The organism is Vibrio splendidus (assembly GCF_001557875.1).
Taxonomy (GTDB): domain Bacteria; phylum Pseudomonadota; class Gammaproteobacteria; order Enterobacterales; family Vibrionaceae; genus Vibrio; species Vibrio splendidus_F.
Genome location: NZ_LNRF01000007.1, coordinates 113541 through 129314, shown reverse-complemented (window position 1 = coordinate 129314; position 15774 = coordinate 113541). Strand labels below are relative to the sequence as shown.

Genomic DNA, 15774 nt, shown 5'->3' with positions numbered 1-15774 from the left:
GCTGATAAGCAGCAAACCCTTGTACTCTAGGCTAAAAACTTAGCTTTCGTTTATTAACGCTTATTTAACTAATAATCACAACCCCTAGATAATCAACGAAATGCTTGGCACTTCAGGAGCTAGGTCACATGGGTTCATCATTAATTACAGGTATAGATATAAATCATCACAGCATCAAAGCCGTAGTACTAAAACCCGTGGGGGAGTTGTATGCCCTAGTGGGATACAAAGAGCTGCCGATTTCGGACGACATTTTTACAGCTAACCATACTTTGGAGTATCAGAAAACTGTTAAGAAACTTAAAGAACTTAGGAAAGGACTGCCTTTTGGCTGTCGCAACGTCGCCATTTCGGTACCTGATAACACAGTGATCAGCAAAGTACTGCAAATAGAGAGTGAGTTAGAAGACAGAGAAAAAGAGTTTTCTATCTATCAAACTTTCGCCCATCAATCTCCCTTTCCTATTGAGGAGCTGAGTTTAGATTTTGTAAAGCTGGAAGACAAACGATTTGGTAAAGGTTCGACAAGCAGTTATCAGGTATACGCCACTCGTAAGGAAGTGGTGGATAGCCGAGCGGATGCATTAACTAAGGCTGGTTTCAATCCTGTGGTGGTGGATACACAGGCGCATGGGCTGCTGAATATCTGGCAATTGGCCTCGCGTCTGTATCCCGATAAGAAAAACTGGTTGCTGGTGGATGTTGGAGTCGACCAAACTTCGCTAGGGATTATCCCGCAGAATTCGGCGCCTTTCTATAAAGACATCGCCTTTGGCACTCAAGATCTTCGCAGCTCAGATGACCCTAATGATATCGAGAGCGTGTTCGGTACTATGGAAGAGACACATCAATTCATCGTTAACCTGATTGAGAAGCTCAAGCGTCAATTGCAGCTCTACTCCTCGGGAAATGCGCATCAACCTATCTCAGGGATCTGGCTGATGGGCGAGGGCGCCAGCATTCCGATGGTAACCGAAGAGCTAGAACGTCATTTTCAGCTGAGCTGTGAGTCATTGAATCCTTTGTCTCTGTTTGAGAATAAGGTCGGCAAGAGACGCCGACTGCCGATGGACTGGCAACACTTTGGTATCGCGGCAGGTATGGCGATGAGTGGACTCAAGTGGCAGGGAGAGAAGCATGTTGCATCAAATTAACCTGCTGCCGTGGCGTGATGAGATTCGTGCTCAGCACAAGAAGCGTTTTATCCATCTGGTCATTCTTGGCGTCATCATTGCGCTTATAGGGCAATGGGCGGTTGGTCACTATTTTCACGACCAACAAGCCAAGCAGCAAGCTCGCCTCAATTACCTCAATCAGTACATTGCTGATCTCGACCGACAAATTCAATCGTTAAAAGTCGCAGAGCAAGAACACAAAGCCATTCTGACTCGACTTGATGTAGTGGAGTCGCTGCAGCTTGGCCGCAATAAGACCACCGACTTTATGAACTTGATGCCGGAGCTGATTCCAGAGGGTGTGTATGTCGACAAAATAAAGATGAATGGTCAGGAGATTGAAATGTCGGGCATCAGCGACAGTACTGCTCGTCTCGCTACCATGTTGGACAATCTAGAGCGTTCTGATTCCCTGAAAGGGGTCGAGATGCACTCTATCGTTCATAATCGCAAGCGCTTCAATAAAGAGTTTCAGACCTTCAAGGTCTCTTTTGTGTTCAGCCCTGTGTCTTTAGAAAACACAACCGCGAGCAGAAAAGATCAGGGGGTGCATCATGGCTAGTTTTCAAAATAGGATTAGTTGGCAAAACAGGATGAGCTTACAAGATCTCGATGTTGATGAGATCACTGAATGGCCATTGCTGCCTCAGCTTCTCGTGATTCTGGTGTTGATAGTGTTAATCCAAGGTGTAGGCACTTGGCTTTATGTGTTGCCACTCGACGATGAACTGCAACAGATGAAGCAACAAGAACAAACCTTAAAGACGACCTTGCGAATTAAGGCCAATAAGGTTGCAGCCTTGCCTAAATTGCAGAGTCAGCTGGATGAACTAACCAGTCGCTACGATTACCTGTTAGAGCAGCTGCCTGTTCAAAAAGAGCTAGCCAGTATGTTGGCGTCTGTGAATGAACTCGGCTTGGATAATTCGCTGACCTTTACTCGAATCGATTGGGGACAAAAACAGAACAAGGAGTTTCTCTATCGTTTACCGCTCAATATCGAGCTGACGGGTGACTACCATGAGATTGGTGACTTTTCGGCTGCCATCGCTAAGCTGCCGCGCATCATTAGCTTTGATGATGTGAACTGGCAGCGAGTTAGCCAAGAAAGTAGCACTCTGCACTTTAGGGTTCGAGCTTATACCTACCAGTTTAAATCGGAGGTCAATGATGAAACCCAATAGCGCGCTTTACTCAATCGTGTTGCTGCTTGCACTGTCAGGCTGCAAAGCAAATCAGGATTCACTCCCAGACTTCGTGGCACAGGTTGAAACTAAGGCGAGAAAAGATGTCGAGCAACTTGTCCCAGCAACTGAATTCACGGCGGCGACTTATCAGCGCCGAGCCTTTCGTCCTCCGTTTGAACTGCCTAAAGAAGCCATCGTGCAAAATCAGCCTTTAGTTAAGAAAGACTGTTGGCAACCTAGCGCGCGTTCTCGTAATGGAAAATTAGAAAAGTACCCGTTGAGTAAGCTTCGTTTAAGAGGCGTCATGGGAAGCGGAACAAGTGTGTTTGGGTTAGTGCAAACACCCAAAGGGAACGTGGTAAACGTCAAAAAAGGCCAGTTTATCGGCTTAAACAACGGCCGAGTTACTAAAGTGACGAGCCAGTACGTTCAGATTAATGAAACTCTTCCAGATGGCTTAGGTTGTTGGCATAAGCGCAACGTTAGACTGGCTCTGAAGTAAACCAATGTCACATGATGTGGATATGAGATGTAAATATGATTAAAGGAATAAGTGGATTAGTGAGCAAGGCTCTACAAGGTTTTGCTGTGTCTGTGATGTTAGTCTTTAGTGTGCTCGGTCACGCCGAGAGCTTACCTAATCAATTGGAGAATATTGATTTTAGGGTAAACAAAGATAAAGACGCCGTCATTATTATTGAGCTGGCAACCAGCACCGCTGTGGTGGATGTTCAACGTGCTCAGGAAGGGTTAAGTATCGAATTACTCAATACTCAAGTTAATGACGATAAGCTTTATCTTTTGGATGTGAAGGATTTCGCGACCCTAGTGGAAGGTATTGAAGTCTATAAAGAGACGCCCAGCACACGACTGTTGGCGACGATCGCTGGTGACTATCAGTATGAATATAACCTAAAAGGTCGCTTCATAGAGGTGGTGATCAGCAAGCCTGTTATCAATGAAGCGACCAAAGAGAAAAGCGTTTTAGAAAAAGAGGGCAAACTGATATCGATTAACTTCCAAGATATCCCGGTACGAAATGTCCTGCAGCTGATTGCTGACTACAACGATTTCAATCTCGTGGTGTCTGACTCAGTAGCGGGTAACCTCACTTTACGTTTAGATGGCGTACCTTGGCAGCAAGTTCTCGACATTATCTTGCAAGTTAAAGGACTAGATAAGCGCGTTGATGGCAATGTTATTTTGGTGGCGCCAAAAGCAGAACTCGATCTTCGAGAGCAACAAGCGTTAGAGAAATCTCGCTTGGAAGAGGAGTTAGGGGAGCTTAAGTCGGAAATCATCAAGATTAATTTTGCTAAAGCCACCGACATTGCCGACATGATTGGCGGTGAAGGTGCGGTGAGCATGTTGTCCGATCGTGGCTCGATTACCATTGATGAACGCACCAATTCCCTATTGATTCGTGAACTGGAAGAAAACATTGCCGTGATACGAGGCATCATTGATTCTTTGGACATCCCCGTGAAGCAAGTCCAGATAGAGGCGCGCATCGTAACCGTTACCGAGGGTAACCTTGATGAGTTAGGGGTGCGTTGGGGTGTTTCTTCCACCAACGGTAGCTTCAAAGTTGGCGGCTCGATAGAGGGCAACCACCCATCGCAAATTACGCCGTATGACGATAATGGTGGGAATAGTGCGATTGACGATTTCCTCAACGTTAATCTAGGGGCGACATCTCCTAATGCATCAAGCATTGCGTTTCAGGTGGCCAAACTGGGTTCAGATACCTTGCTTGATCTTGAATTGTCGGCACTACAACAAGAGTCAAAAGCTGAGATTATTTCCAGCCCTCGTTTAATCACCACCAATAAAAAGCCCGCTTATATTGAGCAAGGTACTGAAATTCCTTATTTAGAGTCGTCTTCAAGTGGTGCTACTTCGGTCGCATTTAAGAAAGCGGTGTTGAGTCTTAAGGTGACACCACAAATCACGCCCGACAATCGTTTGGTATTGGATTTAAGCGTGACTCAAGATAGGCCAGGGCAAGTAGTGAAAACGGGAACGGGTGAGGCTGTTGCCATTGATACTCAACGTATAGGGACGCAAGTGCTTGTTAATAATGGTGAAACAGTCGTACTTGGCGGGATATTTCAGCACAGTGTGAGCAGTACAGTGGACAAAGTTCCTCTGTTAGGAGACCTGCCAGTTTTGGGTGCATTATTCCGTCGTAGCTATGAAAATGTGGGTAAAAGTGAACTACTTATTTTTGTTACACCCAAAGTTGTGATTCAGTAATGAACAATTAGATTAAAAATAAAGTTGCATTAGTGGCACCTAACCTTGATAATTTCGGGTCTTATCACGAATTATCTGTGAGGAATCGGTGCCACGGGCCTTTTAATTTCAGTACTTGTACTGACCTACCTTGTGGCGATGTCATTGAATTAACGTTGTAAATTACTGCTAAAAACATGGCTGAGAAACGCAATATTTTTCTTGTTGGCCCAATGGGCGCCGGCAAAAGTACAATTGGTAGACACCTAGCTTCCCAACTTCATATGGAGTTTCTAGACTCTGACACTGTGATCGAAGAGCGCACTGGCGCAGACATCGCATGGGTTTTTGATGTTGAGGGCGAAGAAGGTTTCCGTAAGCGCGAAGAATCTGTAATCAATGATCTGACAGAAGAACAAGGTATTGTTCTTGCGACAGGTGGTGGTTCAGTGTTGAGCAAAGAAAACCGTAACCGTCTATCTGCACGAGGCATTGTTGTATACCTAGAGACAACAATTGAAAAGCAACTTGCTCGCACTAACCGCGACAAGAAACGCCCTCTACTTCAAACAGACAACCCGCGTGATGTGCTAGAAGATCTAGCTGTATCTCGCAACGCACTATACGAAGAAGTGGCGGACTACACAGTTCGTACTGACGACCAAAGTGCAAAAGTGGTAGCCAACCAGATCGTAAAAATGCTAGAAGAACGTTAAGTTCATTTTTTCGGAGAGCAAACCCATGGAACGGATTACGGTCAATCTAGCTGAGCGTAGCTACCCTATCTCTATTGGCGCCGGGTTATTTGAAGACCCGGCGTACCTTTCTTTTTTATCAGGTAAGCAGAAAGTTGTTGTTATCAGTAATGTGACAGTAGCCCCTCTTTATGCTGATAAAATTTTATCGCTATTGGATCAAGTCGGATGTCAGACATCTCTTCTCGAGCTGCCAGACGGTGAACAGTACAAAACCCTTGAAACGTTCAATTCAGTGATGAGCTACATGCTTGAAGGAAATTACAGCCGCGATGTGGTGGTGATTGCTTTAGGTGGTGGTGTAATCGGTGACTTGGTCGGTTTTGCTGCCTCTTGTTACCAGCGCGGTATTGATTTCATTCAAATCCCGACGACCCTTCTTTCTCAAGTGGACTCTTCTGTTGGTGGTAAAACCGCAGTAAACCATCCTCTTGGCAAGAATATGATCGGCGCTTTTTACCAACCGAAATCTGTGATCATCGATACCAACTGTTTATCAACGCTTCCAGAGCGTGAGTTTGCAGCCGGCATTGCTGAGGTGATCAAATACGGCATCATTTACGATGAAGCCTTCTTTGATTGGTTGGAGCAGAATCTAGAGAAACTTTATCAACTTGATGAAGAAGCACTGATTACCGCGATTGCTCGTTGTTGTGCAATTAAGGCTGAAGTGGTGGCTCTAGATGAAAAAGAGTCAGGAATCAGAGCGTTATTGAACCTAGGTCATACATTTGGTCATGCGATTGAAGCAGAACTAGGCTATGGTAATTGGCTACATGGTGAAGCTGTGTCGTCAGGCACTGTAATGGCAGCTAAAACAGCTCAATTACAGGGACTGATCTCTCAGCAGCAACTTGAGCGAATTATTTCTATACTCAAGAATGCGAAACTACCAATCCATACGCCAGAAAGCATGTCTTTTGAAGACTTTATGAAGCACATGATGCGCGATAAAAAAGTGCTGTCTGGTCAGTTGCGTTTGGTATTACCAACAAGTATTGGTGCTGCTGAAGTGGTTGCTGATGTGCCTCAAGACATCATTAAACAAGCGATCGATTTCTGCCGTACTCTTTAAATTTGGTTGTGAGGTTGCCTAGCTAAACTCTAGGCAACTGAAGCGTTTTACTGATCGATCTTATCAGTAGGGATCCCCAATGAGTTTGGCTCATGAATTAAGAGTATTAGAGTTAGAATCTCAAGTTGAGCTGCTAGAGCGCTTACAGCTTTTGACTAACTTTGGTTCAAACCTTGTGACGGTGGCTGGCAAAGCTGGCTCTGGCCGATCTTGGTTAGCTCAGCGTTATCTTGAAGCATGGTCGACAGAAAAAAATCAGTGTTTACTGCTTTGTCATCCAAGCCAAGACGATCAACAATGCCGCGCGCTTATTCTTAGCCAAATTGTTTCTGATCCCCTGTTTAATCAACATGATTCTTTATCAGATAGCCTGACTAGGTTACTGGATGGAGAGCCGTGTAATGTGGTTATCGTCGTTGATGATGCCCAACGACTTTCTGAGCTATTGGTATCCGAATTATGGATGTTGGTACTGGAAGCTCAATCAAACCCTCAATGGACGATCAATATCGTTCTCTTCTCGGAACCTGGCCACTTAGATACGTTATTAACGCGTTTGAGTTACGGTCAACAACACAAGCCTATCGATCTCGAGATCGATGACCTTTCGCAACCAGAAGCTGAACATTTCTTTGAATCACTGGTGATTCGATATGTTGATGATGAGTCTGAAACTCGCGTGCGACGTGCGTTTAGTAAAGCGCAACCTCTGCCCGGTGAGTTAATGGCTTTAGGAGAATTGAAAGTGGAAAAAAGGATTATTATTCGCTCAATTATTGGCTCACCGATCAATATCGCGATTGTGGTGGCCTTGTTGTTGGTTTTAATTGGTGGCGGCTATTGGTGGATGTTCAGTCAGCCAACACCAGACGATAAAGCGCAGTCGCTTATCGCACCGATTGAACAGACAGCTATCCCAACTTTTGAAGTGGAAAGTGGTACCGAGCAAGCTGGTATCGACGGAATGGTAGATTCTGAAACCGAAGCTGACATGAGTTACCAAGGCGCTGACGACGATAGCTCATCTTTGCCGCCAACTGTCGTTGAAGATACCGCGAGTGTTGGGGAAGTGGAACAAGATCAGCAACGCGTTGTGATCACCTCTGACGTGGTTGATGCTCTGCTTGATGATAAGCCTGAAAGTGCCGATACCAGCGCGATTGATGCGGCTGTTGAGGAAAATACAGAGGCAGCGGCTAGCGCGCAACCTGATGCAGCACAAGCCGAACCACAACCAACAGTTGATGAAGAATCAGATCTAACTGATTCAACACCGCCGACTAAAAAGATTACCTTCTCATTTGCTCGTGAAGAGTTACAAGCTATCTCGCCGCGCGCGTATACCTTGCAGTTGAGTGCGATGACCTCATTGGAGGATGTGCAATCCTTCATTGAAGAATATGACCTTGAGAACAAGGTTCGTATTTACCCAACACTTCGTAACGACACCAAGTGGTTTATCATCACTTATCAAGATTACCCAACGATTCAAGTGGCGCGAGACGCGGTAAGTGCGTTATCAAAACCCCTTCAACAGTTGGAACCTTGGGCAAAATCGATGAATCAAGTGCATCGAGAGATAGAACGTGCGAAATAACCCTGAGCTTAGCCTCAAAATATGTTACATTCCGCAGCCTTATTTTTGAGTTGATAGATAGAGCAGTAAATGAAAAAGCAGCGTGCCTTTCTAAAATGGGCTGGTGGTAAATATGGCCTAGTTGAAGACATCCAACGTCACCTGCCACCTGCTCGTAAATTGGTAGAACCGTTTGTCGGTGCCGGCTCAGTATTTCTGAATACTGACTTTGAACAGTACCTGCTTGCAGATATCAACCCCGATCTTATCAACCTGTACAACCTACTTAAAACCGATCCTGAAACTTATATCACGGAAGCGAAGCGCTGGTTCTGTCCTGAGAACAACCGCAAAGAAGCCTTCTTAGATATTCGCGCTGAGTTCAATGGTACAGATAACGTCATGTATCGTTCGTTGGCTTTCTTGTATATGAATCGATTTGGCTTTAATGGCCTATGTCGTTACAACAAGAAGGGCGGCTTTAACGTCCCATTTGGTTCTTACAAAAAACCTTACTTCCCAGAAGCCGAGCTGGAGTTTTTTGCCGAGAAAGCGAAAAAGGCCACCTTCGTCTGTGAGGGATACCATGAAACCTTTAGCCGCGCGCGCAAAGGCTGTGTGGTTTACTGCGATCCTCCATACGCACCGTTGTCGAACACGGCTAACTTTACCTCATACGCAGGTAATGGCTTTAGCTTAGATGACCAAGCTGCATTGGCGGATGTTGCTGAAAAAGCAGCAATGGAGCGTGGTATTCCTGTTTTGATTTCAAACCACGATACGACACTAACGCGTCGCTTATATCATGGTGCTGAGTTAAACGTGGTCAAGGTGAAACGCACCATCAGCCGTAATGGCGCTGGGCGTAATAAAGTTGATGAGCTGCTGGCGCTTTTCCATAAAGAGAAAAACCAGCAACACACATCAGCGGAATAGTTCTGGTCAGAACAGCCGCCAAACTCATTAAATTGAGTGACCAACGGATACTTTCTTAAACTAATCTTTCGAACTGCTAGGATCTGCTTAGGTGCTTAGGTAGAATTGCACACCAAATAGTCTTGGGCTTGAGTCTTGTATTTGTGTATGAGATATCACTAAGACGGTGACATTCGTAATTTACTCACTCTTAAGAGGTTTGGTATGAAAGATTTTCTAATCGCTCCATCGATTTTGTCTGCAGATTTTGCTCGTCTTGGTGAAGACGTAGAAAAAGTACTCGCAGCTGGTGCTGATGTTGTGCACTTCGATGTGATGGACAACCACTACGTACCTAACCTGACTTTTGGCGCGCCTATTTGTAAAGCGCTGCGCGACTACGGTATTACTGCTCCTATCGATGTTCACCTTATGGTTAAGCCTGTGGACAGTATTGTTCCTGAGTTTGCAAAAGCGGGCGCATCAATGATTACCTTCCACGTTGAAGCTTCAGAGCACATCGATCGCACTCTACAGCTCATCAAAGAGCACGGTTGTAAAGCGGGTGTGGTTCTTAACCCTGCAACACCGCTTTCTTGCCTAGATTACATCATGGACAAAGTAGACATGATTCTACTAATGTCTGTGAACCCTGGCTTCGGCGGTCAATCTTTCATTCCTCACACGCTAGATAAACTACGTGCTGTTCGTAAGCTAATTGACGAATCAGGTCGTGACATTCGCCTTGAGATTGATGGCGGCGTGAAGGTGGATAACATCCGTGAAATCGCAGAAGCGGGTGCAGACATGTTCGTTGCTGGTTCAGCTATCTTCAATCAACCTGATTACAAAGAAGTGATTGATGAGATGCGTGCAGAGCTTGCAAAAGTTAACGCATAAAAGTAGAACTAGGGTCATTGACCTAAAATCAAAAATTTAGATAAAGGGGCTCATTGGCCCCTTTTTTACGTCTTATAGCTCAACACATGAGACGAATATAATTAATAGGAAAGTAAGATGTCATTAAGCTCAATAAAACTGATCGCCTTTGATTTGGATGGAACCTTGTTAGACAGCGTGCCTGATTTAGCTGTCGCCGCTGACCAAGCTTGTCAGGAGCTGGGTTTCCCTTCAGTGAGTGAAGAACAAGTTCGCGACTATGTTGGCAATGGTGCTGACGTGCTTATCGGGCGTTCACTCAGCCGTAACCTAACTGTTGATCCAAGCCTAGATCCTGAGCTGCTGAAGAAAGCACGCATCTTGTTTGATGATTTCTACGAGCAGGGCGGCCACAAGCTGAGCCACCTTTACCCATCAGTAAAAGAGACGCTGGCAGAGCTGCATAATGCGGGTTTCACTATGGCGCTTGTGACCAACAAACCATCGAAGTTTGTACCCGACGTTCTGGCGCAACACGGTATCGATAAGTACTTTGTTGATGTTTTAGGCGGCGACTCTTTCCCAGAGAAAAAACCGAATCCAGTAGCGCTGAACTGGTTGCTAGAAAAGCACAACGTTAAAGCGGAAGAGATGTTGATGGTTGGTGATTCAAGCAACGACATCAAAGCGGCTAAGAATGCGGGTTGCCACTCGTTTGGTCTGACTTATGGCTACAATCACGGTGAGCCAATTTCAGCATCAAACCCTGACTATGTGGCGGATAACGTTGCTCAATTACTAGATGTCGTTCTAGTTTCAGCATAAAGCGGACAAAAGTTAGCTAACCCACTAGCAAAATACTTATCAATGAGTACACTGGATGAGCCGCGCAGAAAGAGCTGTGCGGCTTTTCTATATTTAAGTTAAGAAGCTAAGCGTTCAATAAACTTAGCGAATAAGCAAAGGAATTAAAACCATGAGCAAGCCCATCGTATTGAGTGGTGTTCAACCATCTGGTGAACTAAGTATCGGTAACTACTTGGGTGCTCTACGTCAATGGCAACAGATGCAAGATGATTACGATTGCCAATACTGTGTTGTAGACCTTCACGCAATTACGGTTCGCCAAGACCCGAAAGCACTGCATGAAGCGACTCTAGACGCACTCGCAATCTGTCTTGCTGTCGGTGTTGATCCAAAGAAGAGCACGCTATTTGTTCAGTCACACGTACCAGAGCATGCTCAACTTGGTTGGCTTCTTAACTGCTACACGCAAATGGGTGAACTGAGCCGTATGACTCAGTTTAAAGATAAGTCTGCACGTCACTCAAACGACGTAAACGTAGGCCTATACGACTACCCAGTGTTGATGGCTGCAGACATCCTGCTTTACGGTGCTCACCAAGTGCCAGTAGGTAGTGACCAGAAACAACACCTAGAGCTAGCGCGTGATATCGCAACTCGTTTCAACAACATCTACGGTCCTGAAACGCCAATCTTCCAAGTGCCAGAACCTTACATTCCAACAGTGAATGCACGTGTAATGAGCCTGCAAGATGCGACTAAGAAGATGTCTAAGTCGGATGATAACCGTAAGAACGTGATTACTCTGTTAGAAGAGCCTAAGTCGATCATCAAGAAGATCAACAAAGCGCAAACTGATGCAGAAACACCGCCACGTATTGCTCACGATTGGGAAAACAAAGCGGGTATCTCTAACCTAATGGGTCTTTACTCAGCAGCGACAGGTAAAACGTTTGAAGAGATCGAAGCGCAATACCAAGGTGTTGAGATGTACGGTCCATTCAAGAAAGATGTAGGCGCAGCATTAGTTGAGATGCTTGAGCCGATTCAAGCTGAATACCACCGTATCCGTGCTGACCGTGCTTACATGGATGCAGTAATGAAAGCGGGTGCTGAAAAAGCGTCTGAGCGTGCTGCAGTAACACTGAAAAAAGCATACGAAGCAGTAGGTTTTGTTACTCGCCCATAGGGTGAACTAACACGACTCGCTTGAAAATTTGAGCCCAAAGTAGCTTTTGTTTACTTTGGGCTTTTTAATGCCCATTCCATTTACCTTCCTCGAAACCCCCTTGTTTGAATTGATAATTTACGCAGTATCTGACTAGCATATCCATCATATTAATGCTGTGCAGGTGATCTTATTCAGCACTTCTGAACTTTATAAATTCATACTCATTTCTATATATGTTGGAAATATATAACGTGCCAAACAATTGATGATTCCAAAGTGATAAGTTCCTCATTTTCTTGCCAACTGACTTATTCCTTTCATAAATAAACCTGATAGTTACCACAAAATACATGACTGCCCATAGATGGCAGTGACTATAAATCAATGAACTCAGGTGAAACGGATGGCTCTTTTACACAAACCTTCATTGCTAGCAGTGGCAATTGGTAGCTTGTTGACCACAAGCGCACACGCTGATTTGTTTATTTCACAATATGTGGAAGGCGGCAGCTACAACAAAGCGGTTGAGATCGCCAATAACGGCGGTAGCAGCATTAACTTAGATGGTTACTCACTGGCGAAGTCTGCCAATGGCAACGGATCATGGGGCGCCACTTTACCTTTAGATGGCCACGTTTTGGCGCCCGGTGAGGTGCTTGTTGTTGCTCATACCAGTGCTAGTGATGAGATTAAGGCGGTCGCTGACATTCTAAATGCTTCATTGGCTAATCATAATGGTGACGACCCGCTAGCTATCTTGAATGCAGATGGTTCGGTGCATGATGTTGTTGGTTTGATGGGCGATGTGGACTGGGGCAAAGATGTTACTTTGGTTCGTGCGACACAAACACCTTCTGCGACGTTTGATGCTTCACAATGGGTATCGCTACCAAAAGACAGTATTGAAGGGCTAGGTTCACTAGACAGTGTTGAGCTGCCAGAAGCCTTTACTTGTACAGAAGATGGCTCAGATCCGGTATTTACCACCATTCAAGAGATCCAAGGCGAGGGTGCAACATCACCGTTCATCGATGGCTACCCGTACATCACCGACGATGAATACTTCGTAAAAGGTGTAGTTAGCGCAGTGACTACTGGCCTAACCAAAGGCTTCTATCTGCAAGCGATTGAGGATGACTTCAATTCAAGTACCTCTGAAGGTCTATTTATTCACACTAACCAGTCAAGCTCAGATTTAGTTGCGGGTGATGTGGTGTGTGTGAAAGGTAAGGTTCAAGAATACTACAGCCACACTCAGCTTAAAGTTGAAAATAACCAATCGCTAAAGCAGGGCGAACAACAAGCCCCTGAAGCGACGGCGATTGAAGCGCTAGACAGTGATGAGAACTTCGCTGCAACGCTTGAACGCTACGAAGGCATGTTGGTGAAAACAACCGAAGCGCTTGATATGCGTGTGACGCGTACCTTTGGTTATGACTACGCAGGTCGTCGTAACAACATGGTATTGGCCCATGAGCGTATCAACATGCAACCGAACCAGCTTTTCGCCGCAGGTTCTGATGAAGCGAAACAGCAAACAGAAGATAACGCTGATCGTCGTCTTTTCGTAGAAACGGATCAAAAAGCGGGTGATGGCCAAGTTCCTTTTTATCCAGATTTTGGTCGTACCGACATTGACCAAGATGGTTCGACCGAAGACTACATCCGTATCGATGACACCATTGTTGGCCTAGAAGGTGTGTTGACTTACAGCTACGGTGAGTACCGTTTAATTGCGACTAACCAGATCTCGGCTGAAAACTTCGTTCGTAACGACCCACGTACTGACAAGCCAGATATGGATGAAGGTGACCTACGTATCGCGACCTTCAATGTACTGAACTACTTCAACTCTCCATTTGGCGGTGACGCGAACCAGCACGGCAACAACCGTGGCGCGAACACCATTACTGAGTTTGAAATGCAGCAAGATAAGATTGTGAACGCGATTCTTCGTCTAGACGCTGACATCATTGGTTTGATGGAAATTGAGAACAACGGCTTTGGTGAAGGTTCTGCCATTCAACAGCTTGTTAACCAGCTGAATGATCGCATTGAGCGTAAGAAAGACCGTTATACGTTTGTCGCTGTTGATTCAAATGAAGATGGCGTAACCGACGAGATGGACTCGATTGGTACTGACGTAATCACAACCGGTGTTATTTACCGTAAGAAGGTAGTTAAGCTAAAAGACAGCCGCGTTATCGCGATGCCAAGCCAACAAGCACCAGAGGTGTTAGACGATTCAGGTAAGGTGATTGAGGACGGTAAGAACTACCAGCGTGACTCATTAGCGCCAACCTTCAAGGTCAAAGGTACCAAAGAGAAACTGACCGTAGCGATTAACCACTTTAAATCTAAAGGCTCTAAGTGTTGGGAAGATGCAGCACCGGTTGAACAGGGTGGTCAAGGTGGTGTTGATGCCGACAAGCAAGGCTCATGTGAGAACTTCCGCGTAGCTGCGGCGGTGGCACTGGGTGAAGCGCTCGATGGTATCAAAGGTCACAAAGTGATCCTGGGTGATATGAACTCGTACGGCATGGAAGATCCAATGCTGGTGCTAACCGATTACTCTGAAGAGAAATACGGTAAGCAAATCAAAGCGGCTCGTAACACTTACATTGATGGTGTTGAACAGTTTGGTGATAACGGCGCGGTGATTACTAAGAACTACGGTTACATTAATGCTGTGGCTCAAAAGCACCCAGACAGCTGGAGCTACTCATACAATGACGAAGTGGGCGCACTGGATCACCTGTTGATCAGCGACAGCCTGAAAGACATGGTTGTGGATGCAACTGACTGGCACATTAACGGTGGCGAATCGACGTTGTTTGACTACAACGAAGAGTACAAAGGCGATCTGCCTAAGTACCAAGATCACTTCCGTTCATCGGATCATGATCCTGCGGTTCTTGAGCTAAGAGTCGGCGGTTCATTCGGCTTGGGTGCATTGATGTCATTGTTTGGCCTAGCAATGTGGCGTCGTCGCAAGTAGCTAAATCGTCTGTAGATTGGCAAGCCATACAAGCAAGCCAATTCAGATAACTTAAGGCTATCTGTAAACAATTAAGGTCAACTTAGGTTGGCCTTAATTATTAGCGAAATGCAGTTTCCACTTGCCTTTCGCTATGGGTATTGCACAATACCGCCCCTATATCTCCCAATCCTTTAGTATTTAGCAAACGATTTCGACCCATGTTACTTATCATCGATAACTACGACTCCTTTACCTATAACTTGTATCAGTATTTCTGTGAGTTAGGGGTAACTGTAAAAGTTGTTCGCAACGATGAGATTGATATTGCGGGCATCGAAGCGCTAAATCCTAGTCATCTTGTTATCTCGCCGGGTCCTTGTACACCGGATGATGCGGGCATTTCTCTACAAGTCATCGAACACTTCGTTGGTAAACTGCCGCTCTTAGGAGTGTGTCTTGGTCATCAAGCCATTGCCCAAGTGTTTGGTGGTGAAGTGGTGAGAGCCAGACAAGTGATGCACGGTAAAACCTCTCCGATACGCCACAATGGCAAGAGTGTTTTTCAGGGATTGAACAACCCATTGACCGTGACACGTTACCACTCACTCGTGGTGAAAAATGGCACGCTACCAGATTGCTTTGAACTGACGTCTTGGACGGAGTTTGAAGATGGCAGCATGGATGAGATCATGGGTTATCAACACAAAACCTTGCCGATTGATGCGGTGCAATTTCACCCTGAATCGATTAAAACAGAGCAAGGACACCAACTTCTCGCTAACTTCCTAGCACGCTAAGTGTTTAAATTTGACCCTTTCTCCGCCTAAATAAGCCAGTTAAACCTGTCAGCCCATTCGTTAAGCGTTTAAATTCGGGCTTTACACGCCTCTCTCCCTCTGACGCCGATCACTTTTTATAACATTTCTCTCTCGCTTCGCTAAGTTTTTAGCCTATGCAAAATTATTCGCGTTATTTCCTCTCGAACCCTATATACCGCTGTGCCAGTAAGGCTTTGCTATTAC

At 45.4% G+C, this 15774-nt stretch carries 14 protein-coding genes; all 14 read left to right on the top strand.

Annotated elements, in window-relative coordinates; all coding sequences use genetic code 11:
• Positions 1 to 128: 128 nt before the first annotated feature.
• The 14 genes from pilM (at position 129) to ATB74_RS16425 (ending at position 15549) form a co-directional block, all read left to right on the top strand.
• Positions 129 to 1154, top strand: coding sequence for a type IV pilus assembly protein PilM (gene pilM, locus ATB74_RS16490; RefSeq protein ID WP_061019178.1), 1026 nt, complete (start codon positions 129 to 131; stop codon positions 1152 to 1154).
• The gene (locus ATB74_RS16485; protein WP_061019177.1) at positions 1138 to 1737 is read left to right on the top strand and encodes a PilN domain-containing protein; all 600 of its coding nucleotides are present in this window, start codon (positions 1138 to 1140) and stop codon (positions 1735 to 1737) included. The genes pilM and ATB74_RS16485 overlap by 17 nt, the downstream gene beginning before the upstream one ends.
• Positions 1730 to 2359, top strand: a complete 630-nt coding sequence (locus ATB74_RS16480) for a type 4a pilus biogenesis protein PilO (protein ID WP_050652567.1) — start codon at positions 1730 to 1732, stop codon at positions 2357 to 2359. The genes ATB74_RS16485 and ATB74_RS16480 overlap by 8 nt, the downstream gene beginning before the upstream one ends.
• On the top strand, positions 2346 to 2864 hold the full coding sequence (locus ATB74_RS16475; protein WP_061019176.1) for a pilus assembly protein PilP: 519 nt from the start codon (positions 2346 to 2348) through the stop codon (positions 2862 to 2864). The genes ATB74_RS16480 and ATB74_RS16475 overlap by 14 nt, the downstream gene beginning before the upstream one ends.
• Before the next feature lie 35 nt (positions 2865 to 2899).
• Positions 2900 to 4618, top strand: a complete 1719-nt coding sequence (locus ATB74_RS16470) for a type IV pilus secretin PilQ (RefSeq protein ID WP_061019175.1) — start codon at positions 2900 to 2902, stop codon at positions 4616 to 4618.
• Between the two features lie 176 nt (positions 4619 to 4794).
• The gene (gene aroK, locus ATB74_RS16465) at positions 4795 to 5313 is read left to right on the top strand and encodes a shikimate kinase AroK (RefSeq protein ID WP_017061125.1); all 519 of its coding nucleotides are present in this window, start codon (positions 4795 to 4797) and stop codon (positions 5311 to 5313) included.
• A gap of 25 nt (positions 5314 to 5338) precedes the next feature.
• Positions 5339 to 6427: a 3-dehydroquinate synthase gene (gene aroB / locus ATB74_RS16460; protein ID WP_061019174.1), complete on the top strand. Its 1089-nt coding sequence runs from the start codon at positions 5339 to 5341 to the stop codon at positions 6425 to 6427.
• 79 nt (positions 6428 to 6506) lie between these two features.
• Complete coding sequence (locus ATB74_RS16455; protein WP_061019173.1) at positions 6507 to 8024, top strand: SPOR domain-containing protein; 1518 nt, start codon at positions 6507 to 6509, stop codon at positions 8022 to 8024.
• Positions 8025 to 8093: 69 nt separating this feature from the next.
• The gene (locus ATB74_RS16450; protein ID WP_048659159.1) at positions 8094 to 8939 is read left to right on the top strand and encodes a Dam family site-specific DNA-(adenine-N6)-methyltransferase; all 846 of its coding nucleotides are present in this window, start codon (positions 8094 to 8096) and stop codon (positions 8937 to 8939) included.
• Positions 8940 to 9143: 204 nt separating this feature from the next.
• Entirely contained in the window at positions 9144 to 9818 is a 675-nt protein-coding gene (rpe, locus tag ATB74_RS16445; RefSeq protein ID WP_017068835.1) for a ribulose-phosphate 3-epimerase, read from the top strand.
• Between the two features lie 117 nt (positions 9819 to 9935).
• Positions 9936 to 10622, top strand: coding sequence for a phosphoglycolate phosphatase (locus tag ATB74_RS16440; RefSeq protein ID WP_048659158.1), 687 nt, complete (start codon positions 9936 to 9938; stop codon positions 10620 to 10622).
• A 151-nt stretch (positions 10623 to 10773) separates the two neighbouring features.
• On the top strand, positions 10774 to 11790 hold the full coding sequence (gene trpS, locus ATB74_RS16435; RefSeq protein ID WP_016796005.1) for a tryptophan--tRNA ligase: 1017 nt from the start codon (positions 10774 to 10776) through the stop codon (positions 11788 to 11790).
• Between the two features lie 385 nt (positions 11791 to 12175).
• A complete protein-coding gene (locus ATB74_RS16430) occupies positions 12176 to 14770 on the top strand; it encodes an ExeM/NucH family extracellular endonuclease (protein WP_061019172.1) in 2595 nt (864 codons plus the stop codon).
• Between the two features lie 200 nt (positions 14771 to 14970).
• The gene (locus ATB74_RS16425) at positions 14971 to 15549 is read left to right on the top strand and encodes an aminodeoxychorismate/anthranilate synthase component II (RefSeq protein WP_048605375.1); all 579 of its coding nucleotides are present in this window, start codon (positions 14971 to 14973) and stop codon (positions 15547 to 15549) included.
• The last annotated feature ends 225 nt before the right edge of the window (positions 15550 to 15774 follow it).

What these genes read in the sequence shown, in the direction of transcription:
- pilM (WP_061019178.1), top strand. Translation starts at nt 129, where the DNA reads ATGGGTTCATCATTAATTACAGGTATAGATATAAATCATCACAGCATC.
- ATB74_RS16485 (WP_061019177.1), top strand. Translation starts at nt 1,138, where the DNA reads ATGTTGCATCAAATTAACCTGCTGCCGTGGCGTGATGAGATTCGTGCT.
- ATB74_RS16480 (WP_050652567.1), top strand. Translation starts at nt 1,730, where the DNA reads ATGGCTAGTTTTCAAAATAGGATTAGTTGGCAAAACAGGATGAGCTTA.
- ATB74_RS16475 (WP_061019176.1), top strand. Translation starts at nt 2,346, where the DNA reads ATGAAACCCAATAGCGCGCTTTACTCAATCGTGTTGCTGCTTGCACTG.
- ATB74_RS16470 (WP_061019175.1), top strand. Translation starts at nt 2,900, where the DNA reads ATGATTAAAGGAATAAGTGGATTAGTGAGCAAGGCTCTACAAGGTTTT.
- aroK (WP_017061125.1), top strand. Translation starts at nt 4,795, where the DNA reads ATGGCTGAGAAACGCAATATTTTTCTTGTTGGCCCAATGGGCGCCGGC.
- aroB (WP_061019174.1), top strand. Translation starts at nt 5,339, where the DNA reads ATGGAACGGATTACGGTCAATCTAGCTGAGCGTAGCTACCCTATCTCT.
- ATB74_RS16455 (WP_061019173.1), top strand. Translation starts at nt 6,507, where the DNA reads ATGAGTTTGGCTCATGAATTAAGAGTATTAGAGTTAGAATCTCAAGTT.
- ATB74_RS16450 (WP_048659159.1), top strand. Translation starts at nt 8,094, where the DNA reads ATGAAAAAGCAGCGTGCCTTTCTAAAATGGGCTGGTGGTAAATATGGC.
- rpe (WP_017068835.1), top strand. Translation starts at nt 9,144, where the DNA reads ATGAAAGATTTTCTAATCGCTCCATCGATTTTGTCTGCAGATTTTGCT.
- ATB74_RS16440 (WP_048659158.1), top strand. Translation starts at nt 9,936, where the DNA reads ATGTCATTAAGCTCAATAAAACTGATCGCCTTTGATTTGGATGGAACC.
- trpS (WP_016796005.1), top strand. Translation starts at nt 10,774, where the DNA reads ATGAGCAAGCCCATCGTATTGAGTGGTGTTCAACCATCTGGTGAACTA.
- ATB74_RS16430 (WP_061019172.1), top strand. Translation starts at nt 12,176, where the DNA reads ATGGCTCTTTTACACAAACCTTCATTGCTAGCAGTGGCAATTGGTAGC.
- ATB74_RS16425 (WP_048605375.1), top strand. Translation starts at nt 14,971, where the DNA reads ATGTTACTTATCATCGATAACTACGACTCCTTTACCTATAACTTGTAT.